Source organism: Lacinutrix gracilariae, from assembly GCF_042684485.1.
Classification (GTDB): Bacteria; Bacteroidota; Bacteroidia; order Flavobacteriales; family Flavobacteriaceae; genus Oceanihabitans; species Oceanihabitans gracilariae.
Genome location: NZ_JBHULM010000004.1, coordinates 82,815 through 108,327 on the forward strand (window position 1 = coordinate 82,815; position 25,513 = coordinate 108,327).

General features: G+C 33.5%; 11 protein-coding genes. 2 read left to right on the forward strand and 9 right to left on the reverse strand.

Features of this window, described 5'->3' with window-relative positions; all coding sequences use genetic code 11:
- Positions 1-72 precede the first annotated feature (72 nt).
- Positions 73-1,263, forward strand: a complete 1,191-nt coding sequence (sucC, locus tag ACFSSB_RS02225; RefSeq protein WP_379900501.1) for an ADP-forming succinate--CoA ligase subunit beta — start codon at positions 73-75, stop codon at positions 1,261-1,263.
- A gap of 132 nt (positions 1,264-1,395) precedes the next feature.
- Here the strand turns inward: sucC and ACFSSB_RS02230 are convergent, their stop codons facing one another.
- Positions 1,396-1,674: a DUF1456 family protein gene (locus tag ACFSSB_RS02230; protein WP_379900503.1), complete on the reverse strand. Its 279-nt coding sequence runs from the start codon at positions 1,672-1,674 to the stop codon at positions 1,396-1,398.
- A gap of 219 nt (positions 1,675-1,893) precedes the next feature.
- On the opposite strand from ACFSSB_RS02230, the gene ACFSSB_RS02235 reads away from it, so the two are divergent.
- Positions 1,894-2,295: a TerB family tellurite resistance protein gene (locus ACFSSB_RS02235; RefSeq protein WP_379900505.1), complete on the forward strand. Its 402-nt coding sequence runs from the start codon at positions 1,894-1,896 to the stop codon at positions 2,293-2,295.
- 168 nt (positions 2,296-2,463) lie between these two features.
- Here the strand turns inward: ACFSSB_RS02235 and uvrB are convergent, their stop codons facing one another.
- The 8 genes from uvrB to ACFSSB_RS02275 form a co-directional block, all read right to left on the reverse strand.
- A complete protein-coding gene (gene uvrB, locus ACFSSB_RS02240; protein ID WP_379900507.1) occupies positions 2,464-4,467 on the reverse strand; it encodes an excinuclease ABC subunit UvrB in 2,004 nt (667 codons plus the stop codon).
- Positions 4,468-4,567: 100 nt separating this feature from the next.
- Positions 4,568-8,401, reverse strand: a complete 3,834-nt coding sequence (locus ACFSSB_RS02245; RefSeq protein WP_379900509.1) for a T9SS type B sorting domain-containing protein — start codon at positions 8,399-8,401, stop codon at positions 4,568-4,570.
- A gap of 149 nt (positions 8,402-8,550) precedes the next feature.
- A complete protein-coding gene (locus tag ACFSSB_RS02250; protein WP_379900511.1) occupies positions 8,551-11,049 on the reverse strand; it encodes a T9SS type B sorting domain-containing protein in 2,499 nt (832 codons plus the stop codon).
- A gap of 71 nt (positions 11,050-11,120) precedes the next feature.
- Entirely contained in the window at positions 11,121-13,448 is a 2,328-nt protein-coding gene (locus ACFSSB_RS02255; RefSeq protein ID WP_379900513.1) for a T9SS type B sorting domain-containing protein, read from the reverse strand.
- Positions 13,449-13,529: 81 nt separating this feature from the next.
- Positions 13,530-18,395: a T9SS type B sorting domain-containing protein gene (locus ACFSSB_RS02260; protein WP_379900515.1), complete on the reverse strand. Its 4,866-nt coding sequence runs from the start codon at positions 18,393-18,395 to the stop codon at positions 13,530-13,532.
- A gap of 92 nt (positions 18,396-18,487) precedes the next feature.
- Entirely contained in the window at positions 18,488-20,329 is a 1,842-nt protein-coding gene (locus ACFSSB_RS02265; RefSeq protein ID WP_379900517.1) for a gliding motility-associated C-terminal domain-containing protein, read from the reverse strand.
- 36 nt (positions 20,330-20,365) lie between these two features.
- Entirely contained in the window at positions 20,366-22,813 is a 2,448-nt protein-coding gene (locus ACFSSB_RS02270) for a T9SS type B sorting domain-containing protein (RefSeq protein ID WP_379900520.1), read from the reverse strand.
- An 8-nt stretch (positions 22,814-22,821) separates the two neighbouring features.
- Entirely contained in the window at positions 22,822-25,512 is a 2,691-nt protein-coding gene (locus ACFSSB_RS02275; RefSeq protein ID WP_379900522.1) for a T9SS type B sorting domain-containing protein, read from the reverse strand.
- Between the last annotated feature and the right edge of the window lies 1 nt (position 25,513).

The following is a 25,513-nucleotide window of genomic DNA, read 5'->3' on the forward strand; positions in this document are numbered from 1 at the left end:
TTTAATAATTAAATTAGGGTAAGTTCTTGTGATTATTTACTTTTGTATTTCTAAAATTTTACTTTAAACAAGATGAATTTACACGAATATCAAGGAAAAGAATTATTAAGCAGTTTTGGCGTACGTATTCAAAGAGGAATCGTTGCACAAAATGCTCAAGAAGCAGTAGCTGCTGCTAAAAAATTAACGGAAGAAACCGGAACTGGTTGGCACGTGATTAAAGCACAAGTACATGCTGGTGGACGTGGTAAAGGTGGAGGAGTTAAGCTTGCTAAAAATTTAGAGCAAGTAGAAGAAATTGCAGGACAAATCATTGGAATGGATTTGGTAACACCACAAACTTCTGCCGAAGGTAAACGTGTACACCAAGTTTTAGTTGCTGAAGATGTTTATTATCCTGGAGACTCTGAGCCAGAAGAATATTATATTTCTGTACTTTTAAATAGAGGAACTGGTAAAAATATGATTATGTATTCTACAGAAGGTGGAATGGATATTGAAACTGTTGCCGAAGAAACACCTCACTTAATTTTTCATGAAGAAGTAGATCCAGCTATTGGATTAATTCCTTTTCAAGCAAGACGTATTGCTTTTAACTTAGGATTATCAGGATTGGCTTTTAAAGAAATGACAAAATTTGTTACTTCTTTATATACTGCTTATGTAGAGTCTGATTCTTCATTATTTGAAATTAACCCAGTTTTAAAAACTAGTGATTCTAAAATAATGGCTGTTGATGCTAAAGTTTCTTTAGATGATAACGCATTATTTAGACATAAAGATTTAGCTGCTTTACGTGATTTACGTGAAGAAAACCCAATTGAAGTAGAAGCAGGTGAGTTAGGACTTAACTATGTTGACCTTGACGGAAACGTTGGTTGTATGGTTAATGGTGCTGGTCTTGCAATGGCAACTATGGATTTAATTAAACAAGCAGGTGGTGAACCAGCTAACTTTTTAGATGTTGGTGGTACTGCTGATGCTGCACGTGTAGAAGCTGCTTTTCAAATTATTTTAAAAGATCCTGCTGTAAAAGCAATCTTAATTAATATTTTTGGTGGTATTGTACGTTGTGACAGAGTTGCACAAGGTGTTATTGATGCTTATAAAAACATGGGAACTATAAACGTACCAATTATTGTTCGTTTACAAGGTACTAATGCAGACATCGCTAAAGAATTAATTGACAATTCTGGTTTAGATGTAATGAGTGCTACTGAGTTTCAAGAAGCTGCTGATAAAGTACAAGAAGTATTAGCTTAATATAAAAATAGAGGTATGCTAGTCTTTAGCATATTTTAATTATATACATAAAAAAGAGCAACTATTAAGTTGCTCTTTTTTTTTGATTCTATATGAAATGTTTTCTCTACAAAAGAAAACGTATTTGTAGTATTACTTTTTGTCAGTATTCTTTTTTACAGAAGTTGTATTAGGTTTCTTTTCTCCTTTTTTAGGCATTGGTCCTCTTAAATGAATCACTAAGCCATTAAGAAAGTTTCGTAAAATTTGATCTCCACACTCCATGTATTTTGGATGATCTTCTTTTCTAAAAAAAGCATTTAGTTCACTTTTTCCAATTCTAAAGTCTACCAAAGCAAGAATTTTTATAATATCATCGTCACGAAGTTTATGTGCTACTCGTAGTTTTTTAAAAATATCATTATTTGTCATTGTAGAATTTTAATAAATAGTGTTAGTTTAATAAATAAATATCGTCTAAAACCTTGTGAATAAAGGTTTTGAAACTAGTTTGTTTTTGATTATATTCTATGAAACTAGTAAAAATTCGATGAATTACTCTTTTTTTTTCGACAAGATACAATATATCAACGATTATAAAAGATGGATTATATCTAACTTTATAATAATTAATTAATTCCTCAGTAAAATATGATAAATAGAGTAGAAAAATTAAGCCTTTTGTCTGAAATGATTGCATTTGCAAAAAATGAGAAAAGAATAAAAAGGGTAGAATATAAATTTTTATTAGGTGTTGCAAAACAACTTAGTGTTTCTCGTGAAGATTTTGATTATCTTATTGAAAACCCTGTGCATCATGTGCATTTAAAGTCTCATAGTGAGCGTATTGTGCAATTTCATAGGTTGGTGTTGTTAATGAGTATAGATGGTGAAATTACAGAAAAAGAAATTTATAAACTGCATAATTTTGGATTACGAATGGGATTAAACCATGACTGTATTAATACGGTTTTGTATTTAATGGAAAGTTTTCCTAATAAAATAGTACCACCAGATGTTTTAATAGACGTTTTTAAGGTGCAGTATAATTAAGTGAAACTCTTAATAGAAAAGCAAAAGATGCATTTTATTTAGTTCGTTGAAGGTATTCCTGCGTAGGCAGGAATCTCATTTCATTATTGATTTTTTTTACTCTAAATTAAAAAGATTTCTCGACATGCTCGAAATGACAAAGGTTTCAGTTCTAAGTTTTCCATCAATTTAAGCTTTTAATTCTTCTAGTTTGCTTTGATAGCTTTTAATTTCGTCACGCAATTTTGCTGCTACTAAAAAGTCTAATGCTTTTGCAGCTTGCTCCATGGTTTTTCTTTTTTCGCGAATTTTCTTTTCTAGTTCTTCTTTAGTAAGGTATGCGCTTTCAGGTTCTGCCGCTTTTGCAGCTTCTAATTCATAACTATAGGTACTTACAGAGTTTTTAGATAAAGCACTGTCTAAACTTTTATTTAGTGCTTTAGGTACTAGATTGTTTTTGGTATTATAGGCAATTTGTTTTGCTCTTCTATATTCGGTTTCGTCAATGGTTTTTTGCATGCTTTTAGTAATCTTATCGGCATACATAATAGCTTTTCCGTTAAGGTTTCTTGCAGCTCTACCTACCGTTTGGGTTAACGATCTAGCCGAACGTAAAAAACCTTCTTTATCTGCATCTAATATAGCAACCAGCGAAACTTCAGGTAAATCTAATCCTTCACGAAGTAAGTTTACACCAACCAATACATCAAACAAACCTTTACGTAAATCTTGCATAATCTGCACACGTTCTAGAGTATCTACATCACTATGTATATAATTTACACGTATTTGAATTCTGCTTAAATACTTGGTTAGCTCTTCTGCCATACGCTTGGTAAGCGTTGTTACTAAAGTACGTTCGTCTTTTTCTACACGTTGCTGAATTTCTTCAATTAAATCGTCAATTTGATTTAAACTTGGTCTTACTTCAATAATAGGATCTAATAATCCTGTAGGTCTTATTATTTGTTCAACATACACACCATCTGATTTTTCAAGCTCATAATCTGCAGGAGTTGCACTCACATAAATGACTTGGTTTTGCAGAGCTTCAAATTCTTCAAATTTTAAAGGTCTGTTGTCCATGGCAGCAGGCAGACGAAAACCATATTCTACCAAGTTTTCCTTTCTACTTCTGTCTCCTCCATACATGGCATGTACTTGAGATATGGTAACGTGACTTTCATCTACAACCATTAAAAAGTCTTCTGGAAAATAATCTAATAAACAGAATGGTCGTGTTCCTGGTTGTCTTCCGTCAAGGTATCTAGAATAATTTTCAATTCCAGAACAATAACCAAGTTCACGAATCATTTCCAGGTCGAATTCGGTTCTTTCTTTTAAGCGTTTTGCTTCAAGATGTTTTCCTATTTCTTTAAAATAATCGTATTGTTTAACTAAATCGTCTTGAATACTTGTAATGGCTCCTTGTAACACATCAGGAGAAGTTACAAACATGTTTGCAGGATAAATGGTTAAAATGTCATATTTTTCAATGACCTGATTGGTTTGAATATCGAAAGATTCGATTTCTTCAATTTCATCACCAAAAAAGTGAATTCTAAAAGCATCATCTGCATAACTCGGAAAAATATCTACAGTATCTCCTTTAATTCTAAAGTTTCCGTGGTTAAAATCTGCTTCTGTACGCGAATACAAACTTTGTACTAATTGGTGTAATAATTGAGTACGAGAAATTTCTTGATCTCGTTTTAAAGTGATTACATTTTTTTGAAACTCTACAGGATTACCAATACCATATAAACAAGAAACCGAAGCTATTACAATTACATCACGACGACCAGAAAGCAGTGAAGAGGTTGTGCTTAAACGCATCTTTTCAATCTCTTCATTGATAGATAAATCTTTTTCTATATACACACCAGAAACAGGAATATAGGCTTCTGGTTGGTAATAATCATAATAGGAAACAAAGTACTCTACAGCATTTTCAGGAAAAAACTGTTTAAACTCACTGTACAATTGTGCTGCCAAAGTCTTGTTATGTGCAAGTACTAAGGTAGGACGCTCTACTTGTTCTATGACATTAGCAACGGTAAATGTTTTACCAGAACCAGTAACACCAAGTAAGGTTTGGTATTTTTCATTGGCATCTAAACCAGAAACCAGTTTTTTTATGGCTTGTGGTTGATCTCCTGTTGGTTTAAATTCGGATTCTATTTTGAATTTCATACTTAAATGTCTGAAGTTTTGAGTACTTGTAGCGCTTTAAAGGCTAAATTACTTAAAAGATATTCTAATATAGAATTTAAGTTTCTGAAATTTTTATAGTTTATCTTTTAAGTGTAAAATGCCCTTTGATGGTTTTACCTGTATGTAATGTAATAAGGTACCAGTAATCATTACTTTCCATAAAATAACCATTGTAGATTCCGTCCCAAGATTTTAAAGCAGGAGAAACTTGTTTTAAAAGTTTACCATATCTATCAAAAATTAGAATTTCTTTAATGGTGTTTTGATTGTCTGTAATTAACCAAGTGTCATTATAACCATCACCATTTGGCGTGAAAAATAAAGGAATGTTTATTTCAACAAAACCATCTATTGTAAATGGTAGTGCTTTTATAATACAACCGTTTTCATCTTGAACATATAAAAGGTGGTTTCCGTTAGCAACATTAGTAAATGTAGGGTTTGCTTGTAACGCAGAAGTGTCTACAGCATACAGATAATTTATACTAGTATCTGTCATGTTAACCGTTATGGTATTATCTACAATAGTAATATTTGCATCTGTAAGCGTGAAATCTGTTGCAGGATAAATAGTAATAGTAAAACTAGACTCGTTAGTACAAGTATCTGGAGCAGTCCCAGTTTCGTTATAGATATAAATAGTTTGCGAAGTTGTAATGGTATCACCAGCATTTAAAGGAGAACCTCCACCATTGGTCGCTGTAAAGTAGTTTCCGTTGGTAAGTGTAGGTAAAGTATAACTTGTACAAACGGCTTCGTTAGAAAGCGTATCTACAGGAGGATTACCACTTATAGTAATAGTGAAACTAGACTCGTTAGAACAAGTGTCAGGAGCAGTACCAACTTCATTATAGATAAAAATAGTTTGTGTAGTAGTAATAATATCACCAGCATTTAAAGGAGAACCTCCACCATTGGTCGCTGTAAAATAGTTTCCGTTGGTAAGCGTAGGTAAAGTATAACTAGAACAAACCGTTTCGTTAGAAAGGGTATCTACAGGAGGTGTTCCGCTTACCGTAATAGTGAAACTAGATTCGTTAGAACAAGTATCAGGAGCAGTTCCAACTTCGTTATAAATATAAATAGTTTGTGTAGTTGTAATAATATCTCCAGCATTTAAAGGCGTACCTCCACCATTGGTCGCTGTAAAGTAGTTTCCGTTGGTAAGCGTAGGTAATGTGTAATTTGTACAAACCGTTTCGTTAGAAAGCGTATCTACAGGAGGATTACCACTTATAGTAATAGTGAAACTAGACTCGTTAGAACAAGTGTCAGGAGCAGTACCAACTTCATTATAGATATAAATAGTTTGAGAAGTTGTAATGGTATCACCAGCATTTAAAGGAGAACCTCCACCATTGGTCGCTGTAAAGTAGTTTCCGTTAGTAAGTGTAGGTAAGGTGTAACTTGTACAAACCGTTTCGTTAGAAAGGGTATCTACAGGAGGCGTTCCGCTTACCGTAATAGTGAAACTAGATTCGTTAGAACAAGTGTCAGGAGCAGTACCAACTTCGTTATAAATATAAATAGTTTGTGTAGCTGTAATAATATCTCCAGCATTTAAAGGCGTACCTCCACCATTGGTCGCTGTAAAGTAGTTTCCGTTGGTAAGTGTAGGTAAAGTATAACTTGTACAAACGGTTTCGTTAGAAAGGGTATCTACAGGAGGCGTTCCGCTTACCGTAATAGTGAAACTAGATTCGTTAGAACACGTATTTGGAGCAGTACCAACTTCGTTATAAATATAAATAGTTTGTGTAGCTGTAATAGTATCACCAGCATTTAAAGGCGTACCTCCACCATTAGTAGCTGTAAAATAGTTTCCGTTAGTAAGTGTAGGCAAGGTGTAACTTGTACAAACCGTTTCGTTAGAAAGCGTATCTACAGGAGGCGTTCCGCTTACCGTAATAGTGAAACTAGATTCGTTAGAACAAGTGTCAGGAGCAGTACCAACTTCGTTATAAATATAAATAGTTTGTGTAGCTGTAATAATATCACCAGCATTTAAAGGAGTACCTCCACCATTGGTTGCTGTAAAATAGTTTCCGTTGGTAAGCGTAGGTAAAGTATAACTTGTACAAACCGTTTCGTTAGAAAGCGTATCTACAGGAGGTGTTCCGTTTACCGTAATAGTGAAACTAGATTCGTTAGAACAAGTATCAGGAGCAGTACCAACTTCGTTATAAATATAAATAGTTTGTGTAGTTGTAATAATATCACCAGCATTTAAAGGCGTACCTCCACCATTGGTCGCTGTAAAATAGTTTCCGTTGGTAAGTGTAGGTAAAGTATAACTTGTACAAACCGTTTCGTTAGAAAGGGTATCTACAGGAGGTGTTCCGCTTACCGTAATAGTGAAACTAGATTCGTTAGAACAAGTATCAGGAGCAGTACCAACTTCGTTATAAATATAAATAGTTTGTGTAGCTGTAATAGTATCACCAGCATTTAAAGACGTACCTCCACCATTGGTCGCTGTAAAATAGTTTCCGTTGGTAAGTGTAGGTAAGGTGTAACTTGTACAAACCGTTTCGTTAGAAAGCGTATCTACAGGAGGTGTTCCGCTTACCGTAATAGTGAAACTAGATTCGTTAGAACAAGTATCAGGAGCAGTACCAACTTCGTTATAAATATAAATAGTTTGTGTAGCTGTAATAATATCACCAGCATTTAAAGGTGAACCTCCACCATTGGTTGCTGTAAAATAGTTTCCGTTAGTAAGTGTAGGCAAGGTATAACTTGTACAAACGGTTTCGTTAGAAAGTGTATCTACTTCTGCATTACCAACATTTAATTGTGCTGCATTGCTAACTAAATCACATGAGGTAGAAGTTATTTGGCAATAATATTGATTAGCGTCAAAAGTTAAAGGTGCATTTGCAATAGTTAGCGTATTGGTTGTTGCACCAGAATAATTTGTGTTATTAGTTACATTTACCCAGTTTCCAGCGGCATTTAAAACCATCCATTGGTAAGTATATGTTTCTGTACCAGATATTGAGACTGTAAAAGTAGCTGTACCATTTTCACAAATAGTTTGCGAGGTTGGGTTGGTAATTGTTGGTGTATTATCTGGAATAGGATCTGCAGTATGCGAATCTAAATCAGAGCAATCTTCTTGTGAATCGATAGTCCAATCACTACTATCAAAAGAGGTTTGGCTTACAGCAGCATCGGGATTTCTAATAATAGTATATCCTCTTTCGTCTGGCGCATGAACGATATCAATAAGCACTCCGTTTTTTAATAGTTTGAATTCATCGTTGTCATTTATTCCTGTACCAACATTAAAATCGGCAACTAACGAAGGGCAATCTGATCCACTTCCTAAAATAATAATAAAGGTATCTAAGGGAGGAATGGTTCCAAGAACATTATAGGTGTGGCTTGGTGCAGCATTACCTATATCTCCATAACGTTCAATAATGTAAACACCATCTAAAACAATAGGAGCATTGGTTGGGTTATATAATTCTATTACCGCGTAGCTTCCAGAAATGGCATCATATATTTCTGAAATATACACATCTGCAGTGCTACATTGTGAGTCTAGAAAAGTAAAGTCTGTTGTTGCGTTTCCTGTACATCCTCCATAACTTATAATAGAAATAGTTGCAGAAGCAGAAATTCCTGCAGGTACATAAGCTTCTATTTCATTATCACTAATAATGTTAAATGTAGTGCTTACTCCATCAAAAGTAACGTTTGTAGCTGTGCTAAAATTACTTCCGCTTATGGTTACTAGAGTATTTTCTGGTCCGCTTTCAGGAAAAAAATTGGATATAACTGCTGCAGGACATACACTTGATGCCAATGTAACATTTGTAGTGTTTTTGTTTGCGTTAAAAGCTATGCTTGCATTGTAAATAAAAAAAATACAAATAAAGGAAGGTAAAAGTTTAATACGTTTCATTAGTTATGATTAGGGCGCAAAAATAATTAATATTTAATTAGTTTCATGTTAAGCGAGTGTTACTTTATAAAAAGGGGCTTTATTTTAAAAATAAAGCCCCTAAATGTATAATAAAATAACGAATTAGTAAAGAATGCTAGAACTATAAATTATTTGTTAAGGTAAACCCAACCTGTATATCTTTGTTTAGAAGCATTGGCATCATTAAGGTACAATACATAAAAATAGGTGCCAACAGGTAATACTTTGTTTGTGTTTAAAGCACCTCTATTTGCTTTTCCGTACCATTTGTTATTGTTGTTACCTGTAAATACTAATGTTCCGTAACGATTGTAAATTTCTAATTTATGATGTACATAATTACCATATAAACCTTGAATGTTAAACCATTCGTTATATGCATCTCCATTAGGAGAGAATCCGTTAGGTATTATAATTTCATCATAAACAACAAGAATTTCAAATGTAATAGATTTTACAATACAGCCATTTTCATCTTCTACATACAATGTATGTGTTCCGTTAGATAAGTTGGTAAAGCTATTGTTTGTTTGGTAGTCTCCGTTATCTACAGCATAGATATAGTTAATGCTAGTATCTTCCATGTTTACCGTTAATTCATCTTCTAGTATGCTAAGATTATCTTCGGAAAGCGTAAAATCTGTAGCAGGTAAAATAGTAATGTCAAAACTTGTTTGGTTGGTACATGAGGATACTGAATTATAAATATAAATGGATTGTGAACTAGTAATCACATCTCCAGCATTAAGAGCTGTTCCTGTTCCGTTCTCTCCAGTAAAATAATTACCATTTGTTAGGTTTGGTAAGGTATATTCTGAGCATATTACCATATTAGATAGCGTGTCTACTAAAGGAGTAGGGTTTATGGTAATATAAAAACTAGATTCATTAGAGCAGTTGTTAGGCGCTGTTCCTATTTCTGAATAAATATATAAAGTTTGTGATGTAGTAATTACATCTCCTGCATTTAAAGCAGTTCCTGTTCCGTTGCTTCCTGTAAAGTAATTTCCATTAGATAAAGCAGGTAAGGTATAGCTTTCGCAAGCGGTTTGATTTTCTAAAGTATCTACAGTAGGTGTGCCATTTACAGTAACTGTAAAACTACTTTGGTTGGTACAGATTCCTACAGCACTATAAATATAAATGGTTTGTGTAGTTGTAATTACATCACCAGCTGTTAAAGAGGTTCCAGCTCCATTGGTTGCTGTAAAATAGTTTCCGTTGGTAAGCGCAGGCAGTGTATAACTCACGCAAACAGAAACATCTGCTAAAATATCTACACTTGGAATAGGAGTAATAGTAACCGTAAAACTACTTTGGTTGGTACAAGTACCTACAGTATTATATATGTATATAGTTTGTGAGCTAGTAATTACATCACCTGCGTTAAGAGCTGTTCCTGTTCCGTTAATATCTGTAAAGTAATTACCATTGGTTAAGCTTGGTAAGGTATAGCTTTCACAAGCTGTTTGGTTTTCTAAACTATCCACAGCAATTGCATTAATTTCTAATTGTGCAGCATTGGTGATTAGTGTACATGAAGAGGATTTAATTTCGCAATAATATTGGTTGTTATTAAAACTTACAGGAATATTATTTACTGTTAATGTACTTGTTGTTGCACCAGAATAGTAGGTATTGTTGGTAACGTTTACCCAGTTTCCTGAAGCATCTAATGTTTTCCATTGGTATGAAAAAGTACCAGAGTCTTCTGAAGCAGTAAAAGTAACAGATCCATTTTCACAAGTAGTTTGTGAAGTAGGATGTGTAATATTTGGCGTGTTATCTGGAATAGGATCTGCTGTATGCAAATCTAAATCTGTACAATCTTCTTGTGAGCTAATACTCCAATCATTACTATTATAAGTAGTTTGTGGTATTGGTGCATTTGCATTTCTAATAATAGTATAACCTCTTTCGTCTGGAGCATATACATTATCTATGATTACGCCATTTTTTAAAAGTTCAAATTCATCATTGTCATTAATTCCAGTACCAATATTATAATCTGCTGTTATAGAAGGACATTCAGATGCACTTGTTCCCATTTGAATAATAAAGGTACTTAAAGGAGGAATGGTACCTGTAATTTCATCAAAGGTGTTATTAGGTGCAGCGTTTCCAATATCACCATAACGTACAATAGTATATGTATTATCTATTACAACAGGAGCGTTTGTTGGGTTATAAAGTTCTATAACTGCGAAGTCACCTGAAATGGCATCATAAATTTCTGAAATATAAATATCTGCAGAAGCACATGTAGAAGCTAACACGTTAAAGTTTGTAGACGAAACACCTGTACATCCACCAGAACTTAGTATTGCAATTGATGCAGAAGTAGAAGTTCCTGCAGGAACATAAGCTTGAATTTGGTTATCACTATTAATCGTAAAAGAAGTGCTTACTCCGTCAAAAGTTACAGTTGCAGCTGTGCTAAAATTGCTTCCACTTATGGTAATTAAAGTGTTTTCTGGTCCAGAAGCTGGAGCGAAAGAAGTTATAATAGCTGCAGGACAGGCAATTGTATTCTTTATACTATTACTAGTATTGTTATGGTTAGATTTAATGGTACTTGTAAATAATAAAAGTACTATTGAACAAAATAAAGAGATTGATTTTTTCATTAAAAAGTTTTAAGGACGCCAAAAATAGTAAAAAAAAGACTACGTAATGTGATGCTATTGTAAAGAATAAATTAGCGCACTAAAGCAAAATGTCCACGATATGATTTTCCGTTAGAGAAAGTAACTATAAACCAATAATCTGAAGTTGGTAAGTTTTCATTATTATATCTACCATCAAAACCTTGGCTCTCAGGATGTAGTTGCTTAAGTAGTTTTCCGTATCTATCAAAAATTTGAATAATCATGCTTGCTTTAAAGTCTATATCTACTCCTAAAGGCATCCAATAATCGTTGTAAGAATCTCCATTTGGTGTAAAATAAGGAGGGAAACCTAAAACATAAATAGTTTCTTCTGTTGTTTCGCAACCATTTTTATCACGTACATAAACAATATGTTCTCCAGCTGAAACGTTGGTGAAAATATTACTGTTTTGATAGGTGCTGTTTATATTATCTATGGCAAACTCATAATCTCCATTTCCAGAAACTGAAATTGTTACCGAGTTATTTGGTGCAATACCAGCAACAGTAACTGTTTCTATAACTGCCATCTCTGTAGCTTCTACTATAATGTTTCTAGTAGCAGAACAACCATCTTGATGGGTTGCAATTACGGTGTATGTACCAATTTGGTTTATGTTTATAGTTTCACTAGTATAGGTTGTAGCTGTATTATTAAATAGCCATTGGTAGGTGAACTCTTGAGGAGAACCTGTGGTAAGTCCTGCTTCTAAAGAGATGGTGTTAGGAAAATTATCTACACAATATTTTATAGTTTCCTCTTCTAAAAGTACAGGTGTGTATATTATAGATAGGTTAACAGTACTAACTGCATAACAACTGCTTCCGTTAGTGATACGTACGTAAATAGTTTCTGTATTAGGAATGCTGTTGGTGTAGTTTCCGTCTATGCTATTTGTTTCTGCTATTAGATCTGCTTCTGTAGGAAAAAATGTAATTGTACTACCTGCAGGAACTTGTGTTTCAATTTGAGTTCTTAGTTGGTTTAGATCAAATTCAGAATAACCATCTACAGGAGAATTATCACAAACTGTAAAAGGAGGAATAGTAACTGTGTTGTTTGATATATCTAGAGTAACTTCCGCAATAGCGTAACAACCAAACTCATTTCTTACACGAGCATAAATGATTTGCATAGCTGTTGTGTTTTCAAAAGAAGTTACATTAGTAATAGCATTGGCTTCTTGTTGCGCATCTAGTAGCGAGTTGTAAAAATCAATGACCAGATTGCTACCACTGCTAATAATATCTTGTTCCGCATCTTGTAGATTGTAGGTTGTGATTCCGTCTTGATTACTATCACAAGCTACCAGTGTTATGTCATTAACTATTGGGTTTGTAGCATACTCTACGGTAATTTCGCCAGTAGTGATGCAAGACGAAGGGTAGGTTATAGAAACGCTATAGGTTCCTGCATCTACAATAGTATAGGTTGGGTTGTTTTCACCAGGAATAGGTAAGCCGTCTTTAAACCAAGTGTATCCATTAGCTCCTGTTTGTGTTGCGTCTAGATCTAAAGTTTCGTTTTCGCATAAAGGGTTTCTAGTTGCAAAAAGTCTATCTGTGCCAAGTTCTATATTAGAAGTAAAACTTCCTGCTTCTAAAAATACAGCAGAGTCATATCTGTAATTAGCCTCATCTGCAATTACAAGTTTTACATGGTAGGTTTCATTAGGTATAATGTTTGCGCTTGCTGTAAGCACAGCGGTTTGTCCGTTAAAATTAATTGGTGCCACAGAATTGTTCCATCCGCCAAAATAGTTTTCGTTTATAGGTTGGCAAGAACCAGGAATTCCCGAATGTACAGTTGTAACTTTAACAGGCGTATTGGTACCAGGTACTAGTGCAATATTTGTGTAATTTGAAGCGCTAGCAGGACGAATTAAAAAACCAAATAAATCGGAATATTGACACGTGTTAGCATCTCCTTCTTGATATTCTTCGGAAGCAAATAAATAGCGAAAACTTATTTGATTGCTAATGGATTGAAAATCGAATTCTAAAACCGTTGCATTATAGGTATTGTTTTCTCCTAAAGCGGTTTCAAGATCTGCATCTCCAGACCAACCCGAAGCATCATCATCACTTAAGCTGGTATTTGGACCAGGAACGTTAGATAATCTTCCTGTACTTAAAACTAAACCACTAGTTATAGGGAAGGAGGTTCCTGTAGCATCAAAATAACCATAGCTTTGGTCTGTTCCTCCAAAATTACCACCAACAACATTAGTAACCACAACATTGCTAATGCAGTCGCTATTAATTAATATATCTTCTATTAGCTCTTGCGGAGTATAGGTGTTATTGTCTACTTGTATATTTTGCGAAAACATTACACAAGTAAAAAAAGATAATACCACTAAAAAACAATTCTTCATTACATATAATTGGTTTGCAAAGATACGTAAGAACTTGTTTTTAAACCGAAAAACAAATGTTAAAGAAAGGCTTTTTACTTTTTAACGTTTTAAGGTAAAGTTTCCTTTTAATTCAAATTTCTTTCCTTCTTGTATTACTTCTGCAAGAAACCAATAATCATCTGCAGGTAAATTTTGCCCTCTATAGGTACCATCCCAACCAGGAGAAGTATGAGAAAGTGTTTTTATTAGTTTACCATATCTATCAAAAATATGCACAATGGTTCCTGTAAGTTGGTTTACTCCTGTAATATGCCAAGTATCATTATAACCATCATTATTAGGTGTCATGAATAATGGTGTATCTATAATTACAATTTCTTTGACAGCAGAAGCGCAACCATTAGCATCTAGAACAGTAATAGTATGTGGCCCAAGGGTTACATTATTAAAAAAGTTTGATTCTTGTGCAGGACCATTATCTAGAATGTAAAAATAATCACCAATACCACTAATAGTTACTGTAATGTTATTAGGATCTGAAAAATCTACTTGTTCTGTAAACTCAATAGTTGCTTGTTCTGATTCTATAACATTAAAAGTAGCAGAACTAGTACAACCATAGGCAGTGGTTACTGTTACGGAATAGTCTCCTATTTCTGTAATTTCAATTTCTGATGTTGTAGCATTTGTAGACCAAGAATAAGTATCATCACTATAACCAGTATTAGCGCTAACAATAAGCGGAAGACTTTCTAAACAAATGGTTTGATCTTCAATTTCTACAATAGGTTTTCTGTGTACAATGGTATTAAAGCTAGCAATGTCATAGCATAACGTAGTTTTGTTTTCTATACGAATATAAAAGGTTTGCCCATCAAAAGCATCATAATTTAGGTCTTCAATTTTATTTTCATTAAGCATAGCTTCTTCTTCTAATTCAAAATAAGAAACCGTAAAATTATTAGGGTTTTGGTCTCCTAAAGCGATTGCTGTTTGTTGGTCTAGATTAAATAAAGCAAAAGCATCATAATCATCATCACAAGTTTCTAGGTCTGTTATTGGATAAATAATAGGAGTAGAATTAACATGCAAAACAAAAGAGGAAGTAGCATAACAATGCGAAATTGTATTTTCAGCTCTCACAAAAATAGTATCATCATTTGTGCTATAGTTATAGTTATTAGCGTTTACTGCATTTTGATTGTTTTCTGCATCCTCAAGGTTGCTGTAAAACGTAAGCGCAAGATTTGTGGTATCATCAACTAAACTATCTATGGTTTCTTCAAGATTGTAAGTGTGCTCTGCGTTGTCACAGGTTTCAAAAGGCGGAACATTGTTTATGCTTGTAGGTACATCTACAATTAGTTCTATAGGAACAGCAACATAGCAATTAGAGATAGTACTAGTAATTTTAATATAAGCTGTTTGCGGATTGCTTATATTAGTATAGTTTGTTGGGTTGGTTATTATGTTGGTATGGTCTTCTACATCTTGAAAAGAAGGATGGTAGCTTACTTCAATATTATCTTGTCTTACACCAAAAACATCTACTTCTACTACAGTTAAATCAAAATTTGTAAATCCGTCTGTGTCTGTATCACATTTTTGTAAAGGAGCAGCAGGATTTACATTTGGTACTTGAATAATATTTAATGAAAACTCTGAAATACCATGACAATAGGTTCCGTTTTCAATTCTAGCATAGATTTGCTGTGGGTTTTCTGTGTTTTGAAATTCTAGATCTAAATTATTTTCTCCATTGTCAGCATCTTCAAAAGAAGTGTAAAAGGTAATAGTAAGGTCTTCTGTACTAGCAGCAGACATTTCGTCTATTTTTTCAGATAAGTCAAAAGTTTCTATGCCATCATTTGCAATATCATCACAAACCATCCAGTTTACAGGAGCAATATATTCAGGTATTAAACCTACTTCAATAGTAAAAGAAGAAGTGTCAAAACAGTCTGTGTCTGAAATATTTTCTACTCTAACATGAATGGTTTGAGGGTTTGCAGTGTTTTGATATGCAACATTTTTATTGATAATGTTTGTTCTGTCTATAGCGTCTTGTGCAGTTTCAAAATACAATGCACGTTTACCTGGTTGTCCATTTAAAATTTCAGCATCTTTTTGGTTAAAAATAAAATCACCTGTTTGGTCTCCATCTATTTCGCAATGTCTAAAATTAGTAATGTCTGTAAATATAGGTTCTGTATTTACTATCACTTGAAAAACAACTAAGGCAAAACACGATGTAATTTCACTTTCTACTCTTGTATATATGGTTTGTGTATTGGCATTGTAAGCAATAGTGTTAGTAATGGCGTTATTATTTGAATTTGCGTCATTTGCTGAGGTATGAAACGTAATAATTAAATCTGTGGTACTAGCAACAATTTCATCTATTTTGTCCTCTAGGTTTATTAGGTATGCGCCATCATAATCATCATCACAAATAATAATGTCTTCAGGTTGCATTACTGTAGGAGCAGGAATTACTTGAATTTCTAATTCAGCAACATCATGACAGCCTGTGTCTGTATTTAAAACTCTTGTAAATACTATTTGCGGATTTGTTGTGTTAGTATAAAAAGGAGGTAAGGCATTTTCATTGTTGTTAGCATCTTCTTCTGTAAGAAAATAACTAACCGATGCATTGGTAATTCCTTCGCTTACATAGTCATTAAAATCTTCTAACGAAATAGAGGTAAAGCCATCATCATTAGTGTCACAATAATCAACAGGACTTAAAGGTTGTATTATTGTTGGCGGATTAATAACCAATCGAATACTTGTTAGGTGAATACAGTCATCGGTTTCTATTGTAACATAAAGTGTGTGCGGACTATCTGTAACTGTGTATAGTACAGATTGGTCTATTTCATTTATAGTATTGTTTTGGTCTTCTTCTGTTTCGTAAAAAGTTACAGTAGCATCTTCAATGTTGCTAGCAACTGTATTTGCTATATTTTCTAAGTCAAAATCATAAATACCATCATTAGAGTCGTCATCACATCTTGTAAAGTCTCTAGTAATAGCGTTGTTTCTAATTAAGTTAGCATATAATTCTACAGAAGAAATTGCAGCACAGCCTGTAGCATCATTAACCACTCTAATATAAACAATTTGTAGGTTAGGTACTGTGTTGTCAAAGTTTTGATAATCTGTAATAGGGTTATCTCCTGTTTGCGCATCTTCATAAGTTGTATGAAAGGTAACAGTAACACCTGTTAAGCCTTGTAATACGTCTGGAATTATAGTAGATAAATCAAAAGAAGCAAAACCATCATCATCAATTTCACAAGCATTAATAAGTTGTGGTTCTTGATTAATATCAGGATTTTCAAGTACGTTTATAGTTAGTGTTGTGGTGCTAATGCAGCCAGTGGTAGCGTCAACAACACTAACAAAAAGTTGTTCTGTTGCATTTGTATTTGCGTACGGAAGTGGTATGGCATTTTCTACATTTTCTGCATCTATTTGTGAGTAATGGTAGTTTACTATATAGTTTGCGTTTCCTCCTGTAATTTCCTCGTCTTTAACAGATAAGTCTATGGTTGTAAAACCATCTGAAGTAGTGTCATCACAAACATCTAATTGGGTAGGTTCTACAATGGTTGGTAAAGGATTTACTACTAGATTAAATGTAGCAAAAGATAAACAGCCATTATTGGTGTCTTCAATTTTAACATGAATTACTTGCGGATTTGTAGTGTTAGTAATAGGAGCAGTAATTGGGTTGGTTTCTGTATGTGCATCTTCACTAGAGTAATAATAACTTATGGTATAATTTGAAGAAGGTACAGCATCTAACACCTGATCTTGCATTGTAGAAAGATCAAAGGTTTCTGTTTCATCATTACTAATATCATCACAAATTTGATAGTCTGCAATAGCATCTGCTGTTTGTTCAGAACTTAAATTAACAACTATTTCATCTTGAATTTCGCAAAAGCTAGTACTAATAGGCATAGTAACTACCACTTGGTAGGTTCCAGATTGGGTAATATTATCTAGATTAGGAAGTATTTCACCAGGAATTAAAGTGCCATTTAAAAACCACTCATAAGTAGCTAAAGGGTTTTGGGTATTTGCATTTAATGAAACAGAATCTGCACAAGTAGTAATGTCTTCTCCTAAATCTACAGTGGCATTAAAGCTATTTCCTTCAATAAATACCGCAGAATCAAAATTTTGATCTGCTTGATCTGCAATAACTAATTTTATATGGTATTGTACGTTTGGTTGTATACTTGCACTTGCAGAAAGTACTGTAGTACGACCGTTAAAGTTAGTGTCACCTAAATTATAACCATCAAAATAAGATTCGTTTTCAGCAGGACAAAAACCTACAATCTCGTCGTGTATGGTATTGGTATTTACAGGAGTACTCGTTCCTGGTATTACTGCAATATTGGTATATGAAGAAGCGCCAACTTCTTTTAAAAGAAAAGCAAAACCATCTGAATATTCGCAAGGATAGGTCGCGTAGTATTCTTCGGAAGCTAAAATATAATTAAACTGTATTTGGTTAGAAACCGAAACAAAATCAAACTCAATAGAGGTAGCATTTACTGTATTTGATATACCAAGTGCGGATTCTAAATCTGGATCTGTAGGCCAAGAAGCATCACCATCATTTAAGGTATTTGTGTTGTTTGTGTTTCCTGCAGAAGTGGCGTTTCCGGTAGATAAAACAATTCCATTTTGAAAAGGGAAACTAGAATTGTCTTGCTCAAAATAACCATAACTGGTAATCCCATTTGCATTTCCGTTTACGTTTGATACTATGTTTGATACCTCTACACAACCTTGAATTAAGTTATTTTCTATAAGTTGTTGAGGTGTTTGGGTATTATCTACAATAATTTGTTGCGAAAAGGAATATTGTAAAAAGCATATGCTTAATAATACGCAAGCTACTGCAAGCTTGATATTATGATTTGTAGGGTAAGTATTCTCTTTCAATTTATTAGGGCTTAGTTAATTAGAGGACGAAACTACACCTAAAATAGATTAAATGCAAATTTAATCGATGAAATGCATTTTTGATACTTAAATTATCTATTTAAATATACCCAACCAGTTAATAGTTTGAAGTTGTTATCGTTAAGATTTAGTACGTAAAAATAAGTACCTACAGGAAGCAGTTTGCCTTGATTGGTTATACCTCTATTTGCTTTTCCTTCCCATCTTTTTGTATTGTCGCCAACAAATAGAAGTGTACCATATCTATTGTAAATTTTTAGTTCATGGTTTTCAAAAATATCATATAAACCTTGAATGTTAAACCAATCATTAACCGAGTCATTATTTGGTGAAAACCCTTGCGGAATAGTAGGAGGGCAGTTTTCTGTTAATAAATTAAATTGATAAATATCTGCACAATCTTCGGTTTCTATTTTTATGTAAATAGTTTGCGGACTTGTGGTACTTTGGTAATGTTCTGGAATAATAATGTTATTTTCATTATTAATTAGGTCTTCTATTGTAGTGTAAAAAGTTACGCTGTTTAAGCTGTTATTTGTGATTTCTTCTAATGGGTTGGTTAAATTAAAAATGGCAGTATTAAACCCGATATCACAGCTTAGCAAAGGTTCTAATTCTATACTCTCAGGTAAAGGAGTAAGTTGTATGTTTTCTGTTGTTGTATTGTTGGTTTCGTTTAACTCTACAACAGTTCCGTTTCCTTCTCCATCATCATCTACTACTATAGTTAAAGTAAAATTATCTGGTATATTGTTGGGTATTGTAAGTGTTATGTTTTTATTTTCAAAACCATCAATAGCTATATCATTTTCTGTAACGCTCTGCGCTATACGTTGGTTGTTAGCATAAAATGCAATTGGTGTATTTTCTGGTAAAACCTCTGTACTATTACTGTTGTAAATAGTATAATCAAGATCTATAGTATTGCTGTAACAATCATTGTTATAATAGTCTATGCTTACAGTAGCATCTGGTAGTTGACTGTTTAAAACGGTTATTATATTATTTAAAATAATTAAGTCAGCTCTAAATACACCTGTGTCATCTATATCTCCTGTTGTGAGTTTTATTTCTACAGAAGTATCACCAATAGCAATATTATCTTGAATGTTGTAAACGTCTAAATCTCCATTGTAAAAAGTACTAGTATTGGTAAATGAGTTGGTACCATTAAAAGCATTATCAGAAGGGTTTAAAGGTGGATTCGATATTAAGTTCCCATTAATTTGTAGCGTTTCGCCATAATTTAAATTGCTATCTCCTTCCCAAGCAAGGAAACCTATTTTTGCTCCATCATTATCTAAAACATTAATATTATCAATAACAATTGTTTTTTCTTGCTCTACTTGGTTTATAATTTCTAAACCTTGAAAGAGACTAACTTGGTTTATAGGTAAGCTTGCTTCTTCATAAATAACATAAATGCTCCAGCCAGCAAAATTGGTTCTATTATTACAATAACCAATATTTGTTGTTAAGGTTTCAGAAATATCTAAATCACTTAAAGTGTAAGTGGTGTTTCCTAAAGCGGTTACTATATTGGTAATGTCAGTAAAACAAGAAAAATAAGTTAGTGTTCCGTAAAAAGAATCTTGGTATTCTACGTTATAGATTTCTTCAGCAGTTACCTGTGTGTTATTTAGAGTAACTTCTTGATCACCAGTTCCAGAACCAGCCCAATATAAATAGGCTGCTACCACGTTGGCTGAGTTTGGTATGTTTAAATCAGCCGAAGAACTAGGTAGAATTTCGCAAAATTCTCTAACAAGATTATTTTCAAATGCATTTAAGGTATTACCAATTGCTGTGTAATTAATAGTACCATTGTATTGCTGATATAGTGATATATCTTGTGCCTTTAGTTGTAAAAAACTAAAAAGTAGTGCAAGTATAGTTATAAGTAGGTTGCGCATTTTCATAGAGTTCTATGTAAATGTACGTGAATAATTTTATCGAATTAATGAAAAATGATTAAAATATTCTCTACCATCTTGTAACGTAATAGCAAACCAATAATCATCACTTGGCAAATTAGTACCATTAAAAGTACCATCCCAACCTGGAGTTAAAGGACTTATTTGTTTTAATAATTGACCAAAACGATTAAATATTTTGACAGTAGTGTTGGGTTGTATTATGTTTGAAACTCCTAACACTTGCCAAGTATCATGGTAGCCATCATTGTTTGGTGTAAAGTATTGCGGAAACCCTACAACCGAAACAGGTTGGGTTATAGTACCACAATCATTTTTGGTGTCTTTTACAGCTATTGTGTACATTCCTGGGTAAATATCACTAAAGAAATTGCTTGTTTGAAAAGAAACATACGGATTTCCTGCACTATCATATAAAGCATATTCATAAGTGCCTTCACCAGAAGTATTAACGGTTATGGTATTGCTAATAGTACCATCAACTACTTCTACAGCATCTATTGTTGCTGTGTTAGAAGCTTCGACTAGTATTGTTCTTGATTTTTGGCAATTTTCAGCATTTATAACAGTTACTGTATAGCTGCCAATTTCATTTATTTGAATTTGATTTGTGGTTTCTCCTGTAGACCACAAATAGGTATAATTGTTAGGGTTGCCAATGACACCACTTTGTAATTGAATGGTTGCTGGATATGTGTTTAAACAATAAAAAACAGTTTCATCCTCTAATAGTTCAGGAAGAGGGTTTATGGTTAAAGTTACTTCGTTTATACCATAACAAGCATTATTATCTTCTGCTCTTGCATAAATGGTTTGTGTGTATGGTGTGGTGTTGGTATAAGGTGTAGTGAGTTCGTTTTGTTCTAAAAGTGCATCGGTATAATTTTCATAATACGTTGTAGGAAAAGTAATACCATTAATAGCTTGAATGTCTGTAGTAAAGTCATCTAAGTTAAAGGTGTTTATTCCGTCTTCAGAATTTAATTCGTCACAAACTTCTGGAGCATTATAATCTTGAATTTGCGTAGTGCTTGCTTCTAGTGTAAGTTCTGCAATAGAAAAACATCCTGTACTATTATTGGTAACTTGAACATAAACTGTTTCTGGGTTTGTGTTATTTGTATAACTCGTACCATCTATTTCATTGCTGCTATTTTGAGCATTTAAAATGGAAGAATAAAACTTTACGGAAGTATTTGTTGCTCCACCAGTAAGCGCGTCTTCAGCTTCAAAAAGATTAAAAATGGTGATGCCATCTACAGTACCATCTTCATCACATTGAAAAAGAGAACTATTAAAACTATCAGGAACAGGTAAAGTAACTAAATTTAAAGTAAATATGTTTTTACAAGTTGGGTTTGCGGCATCTTCTATTCTTACAAATAATGTTTTAGGAGTGCTTAAGTACGGACTTGTTAAAGCAGCGGTATTGTTTACAGCATCATTATTAGTTTCGTGGTAGCTAATATTGAATAACGCAGGATTTTGTCCATTTAATATTTCGTTATTTTTAGACTCTAAGTCAAAATAGGTAACGTTATTAAAAGCATCTCCATCTGAATAATCATCACAACTTTCAAGATCTGATGGTGCGTTGTATTCTGGTCCAGGATTTACTGTTAATTCAAAAGAAGCAAGATTAAAACAACCTGTTGTAGTATTGGTTAATCTTGTATAAATTGTTTTTGGGTTGCTTGTGTTGGTGTATGGACTAGTTAACGGATTTATATTAATGTTAGCATCACTTTCTGATTCGTGATAGCTTATTATAACATCTGTTTGCGAACCCAAAATAGTAGCTGTATTCGCATCTAAATCAAAAGTAGTAAACCCATCATCATAAGGAGCAACCACATCACATTCTTCTATGTTAATGGTTGTGGTGTCTGCAACTTCATTCGTTGGTGGTTCTGCAAATTCTGCAGTACCTGTCCACTCTAGAGTAAAAGGGCTTGTACCTACAGGTCTATCTAAAACAATATAATAAGTTTCGCCAGCAAGAACATCTAGCCATCTAACAAAACTGTTACCAGCAGCGCCAGGACCTTCAGAAGTATCTGTTTCAGTACCATTCATTCCTGTTAAATTATTTCCTTGTCCTGCAGCTTGCGGGTTTGTGGTAGAGCATCTAATAGCTTGACCAATATTACCACAACTTACGTTTGGGCCAAAGACAAAAAAATCATAATCTATTACTGTAGAAGGACTAGACGGAGTTAATGTAAAACCAAGTGTACCATCATTTATAACTGTAACTTGTAGCCATAGGCTATTGTTTTCACTACTTGCACATGTGTTAGAACCAGAGAGTTCTTGTGTGCCTATTCCGTTAGCATCTAAGTTTACATTAGAGTTTCCACATACAATAACAGCGTCTATACAGTCTGTTGGTAGTTGTGCATATGAAAATGGTATACAAAAACTTGTAAAAAGTAGTATGAATATATAGTGTTTTGTTTTCAAAAGGATAATTATCTTTTTAGGGTAAAGTGGTTAAAATATTCTCTTCCGTCTTGTAGTGTTACTGCAAACCAATAATCATCACTTGGTAAATATTGTCCGTTAAATTTACCATCCCAACCAGGACCAATAGGACTTATTTGTTTTAGAAGTTTACCATAACGATCAAAAATTTTAATTTTTGTGTTTGGTTGAAACAAACTAGAAACTCCAGATACTTGCCAATAATCATTTATACCATCATTATTTGGTGTAAAAAACTTAGGAAAACCAATAACAGAAACAATTTGTTCTACTATACCACAATCGTTTTTAGTATCTCTAATAGAAACGGTATAAAATCCGCCAGGAGCTACATTGGTAAATACATTACTAGTTTGGTAATAAGCGTATAAACCTGCATCATTAAAAAGGGCGTATTCATATTCTCCTTCACCAGAAGCGTAAACGGTTATGGTGTTATTTGAAGAAGCGTCTACAACAGTAATAGAGTCAATTGTAGCAATGTTTGAAGGTTCTATAGTGATGGTTCTAGATTGTTTACATCCATTACTATTGGTTACAGTTACTGTGTAAGTGCCTTCTTGATTAATTTGAATTTCATTTGTAGTTGCTCCAGTAGACCAAGCGTAGGTATAGTCATTAGGATTACCAATAACACCACTTTCAATACTTATGGTTTCAGGATATGCATTTAAACAATAGAAAAGGGTTTCGTCTTCTTGTAATTCCGGAAGCGTATTTACAGTTAATGTAATTTCACTAATACCATAACAATCATTAGCATTTTCTACTCTTGCAAATAATATTTGACTGTAAGCCGTTGTGTTTGTATAGGTTGTAGATACTTCGTTTTCTTCTAAAAGCGCATCATTATAATTTTCATAATAATGTATGGTTAAACCAGCAGGTAAACCTAATAGAATATCACTCTCTGCAGTAGTTAAATCAAAGGTGTAAAATCCGTCTTCATTACCATCATCATCACAAGCGTTAATGGTAGCGTTGTTGGCTTGTGTACTACTTACTTGTAAGGTTACTTCTGCAATTGTAGAACAACCAGCTGCTGCACTTCTTACTAGAGCATAAATGGTTTGTGGGTTGCTTGTGTTTTCAAAAACGTTATCTGCAATTGGGTTTAATTCATCTTCAGCATTAGTGAAAGAGCTGTAATAAGTTACTTCTAAATCTGGGTTTGATCCTGTTAAACTTTCATTAGCTTCTGTAAGATTAAAAATGGTTTCTCCATCATCAACACCATCTTCATCACATTGAATAAGTACTGTGTTTGTCACTACAGGATTATCAAAATATTCAACAACCGCTTCGCCTTCTAGTGTTTCGCAATTATCACCAGGAAGTTCAATAAGCACCTCGTAGGTTCCTGCTTGAGTAATCTCTAAGTCATAGTCGCTTTCTGTTATTACGGTACCATCTTGCGACCAAATATAATCTGCACCTACAATGTTTTCGGCTGTTAAGGTATAATTATCTCCATCACATAAAGGTAGGTATGTAGACGCTTCTCCATTTTGAATAATATCTATTTTCTGATTAAAAAAAGAGGTTATAAAAGGAGGAAGGCCTTGTGTAGAATTAAGACCACCAAGATCAACACCAAAATGTTGGTAGTTTGATGCTGTTCCTGCTTCATTAGGATTATTTATTACACCTAAATAAGGAATACCACTAGTGTAAGAGTTACTTAAGGTTCTGTATATTTTTCCGTTAGGTCCTAGTTGTAATGCACCTCTAAATAGGCTTTGTTCGTCTAATAGTATTTGCGAATTATTAATATCTGCAGCAAAAAGATCAAACTGTACTAAAGACGAAGCATTATTTATAGCACTTCCTGTAGCGTCATTATAAGCGTGTACATATAGGTATTGATTATTTGGTGAAAACTCTACACCATATGCGTAAGGATTAGACGTATTAATATTTAGGGTTACAGGGTTACTAACTATTCCTGTAGCTGTGTCAAAATCATATAAAAACATACCGCTAGTAGTGTTAGCAGAAGCTAGTTTTGTTCCATCAGGCGAAGTTTTTAAGTATCCTCTAGCATCTGTTATGCTTGTGGAAAAGGTAGATTTTACTGCATTGTTACTTACACCAGTCGTGGTAACTTCAAAAGCATGATAAGTATTGTAAGTGTCAGTGCTTCCGTTTAAGGAGGCTAAAGTTAAAACCCAAATAGACTCTGAGTCGCAGTCTTTTAAAACGGCTGTTATTTTTTCTGAACAAAGACTAAGTAAACTACTGTTTTTGTTAACTACAGCACCAAAACCACCATCAAAACTCATGTCTACAGTAGAGTAATTTAAACCATCATTAGTACCATCTACAGCGTTGTCTACCGTAAAAATATAGTAAATATCAGGATCACCAGGTTTAGGAACAACAATTGCAGATTGCGTACTAGATTCATCTCCATACAAATTACTACCATTACTCATTATACTGTGCATTCTGTTATAAACAGTAGAGCCGTCTGTATAAAAAAGTAAATTACCATTTTCATCCGAAATGGAAGAACAACCTTCTTTAGTGTTTAATTGTCCGTCTGTTAAAGCGGTAACAGCACCATTTAAAGTATTAAATTGAATTCCTGCATTTTCGCCAAAATACCAGTTAGATGCTTGGTCTTGAGAATAAGACATAGCAAAGGCTAGAAAAAGGAGGTAGAATATTTTTTTCATT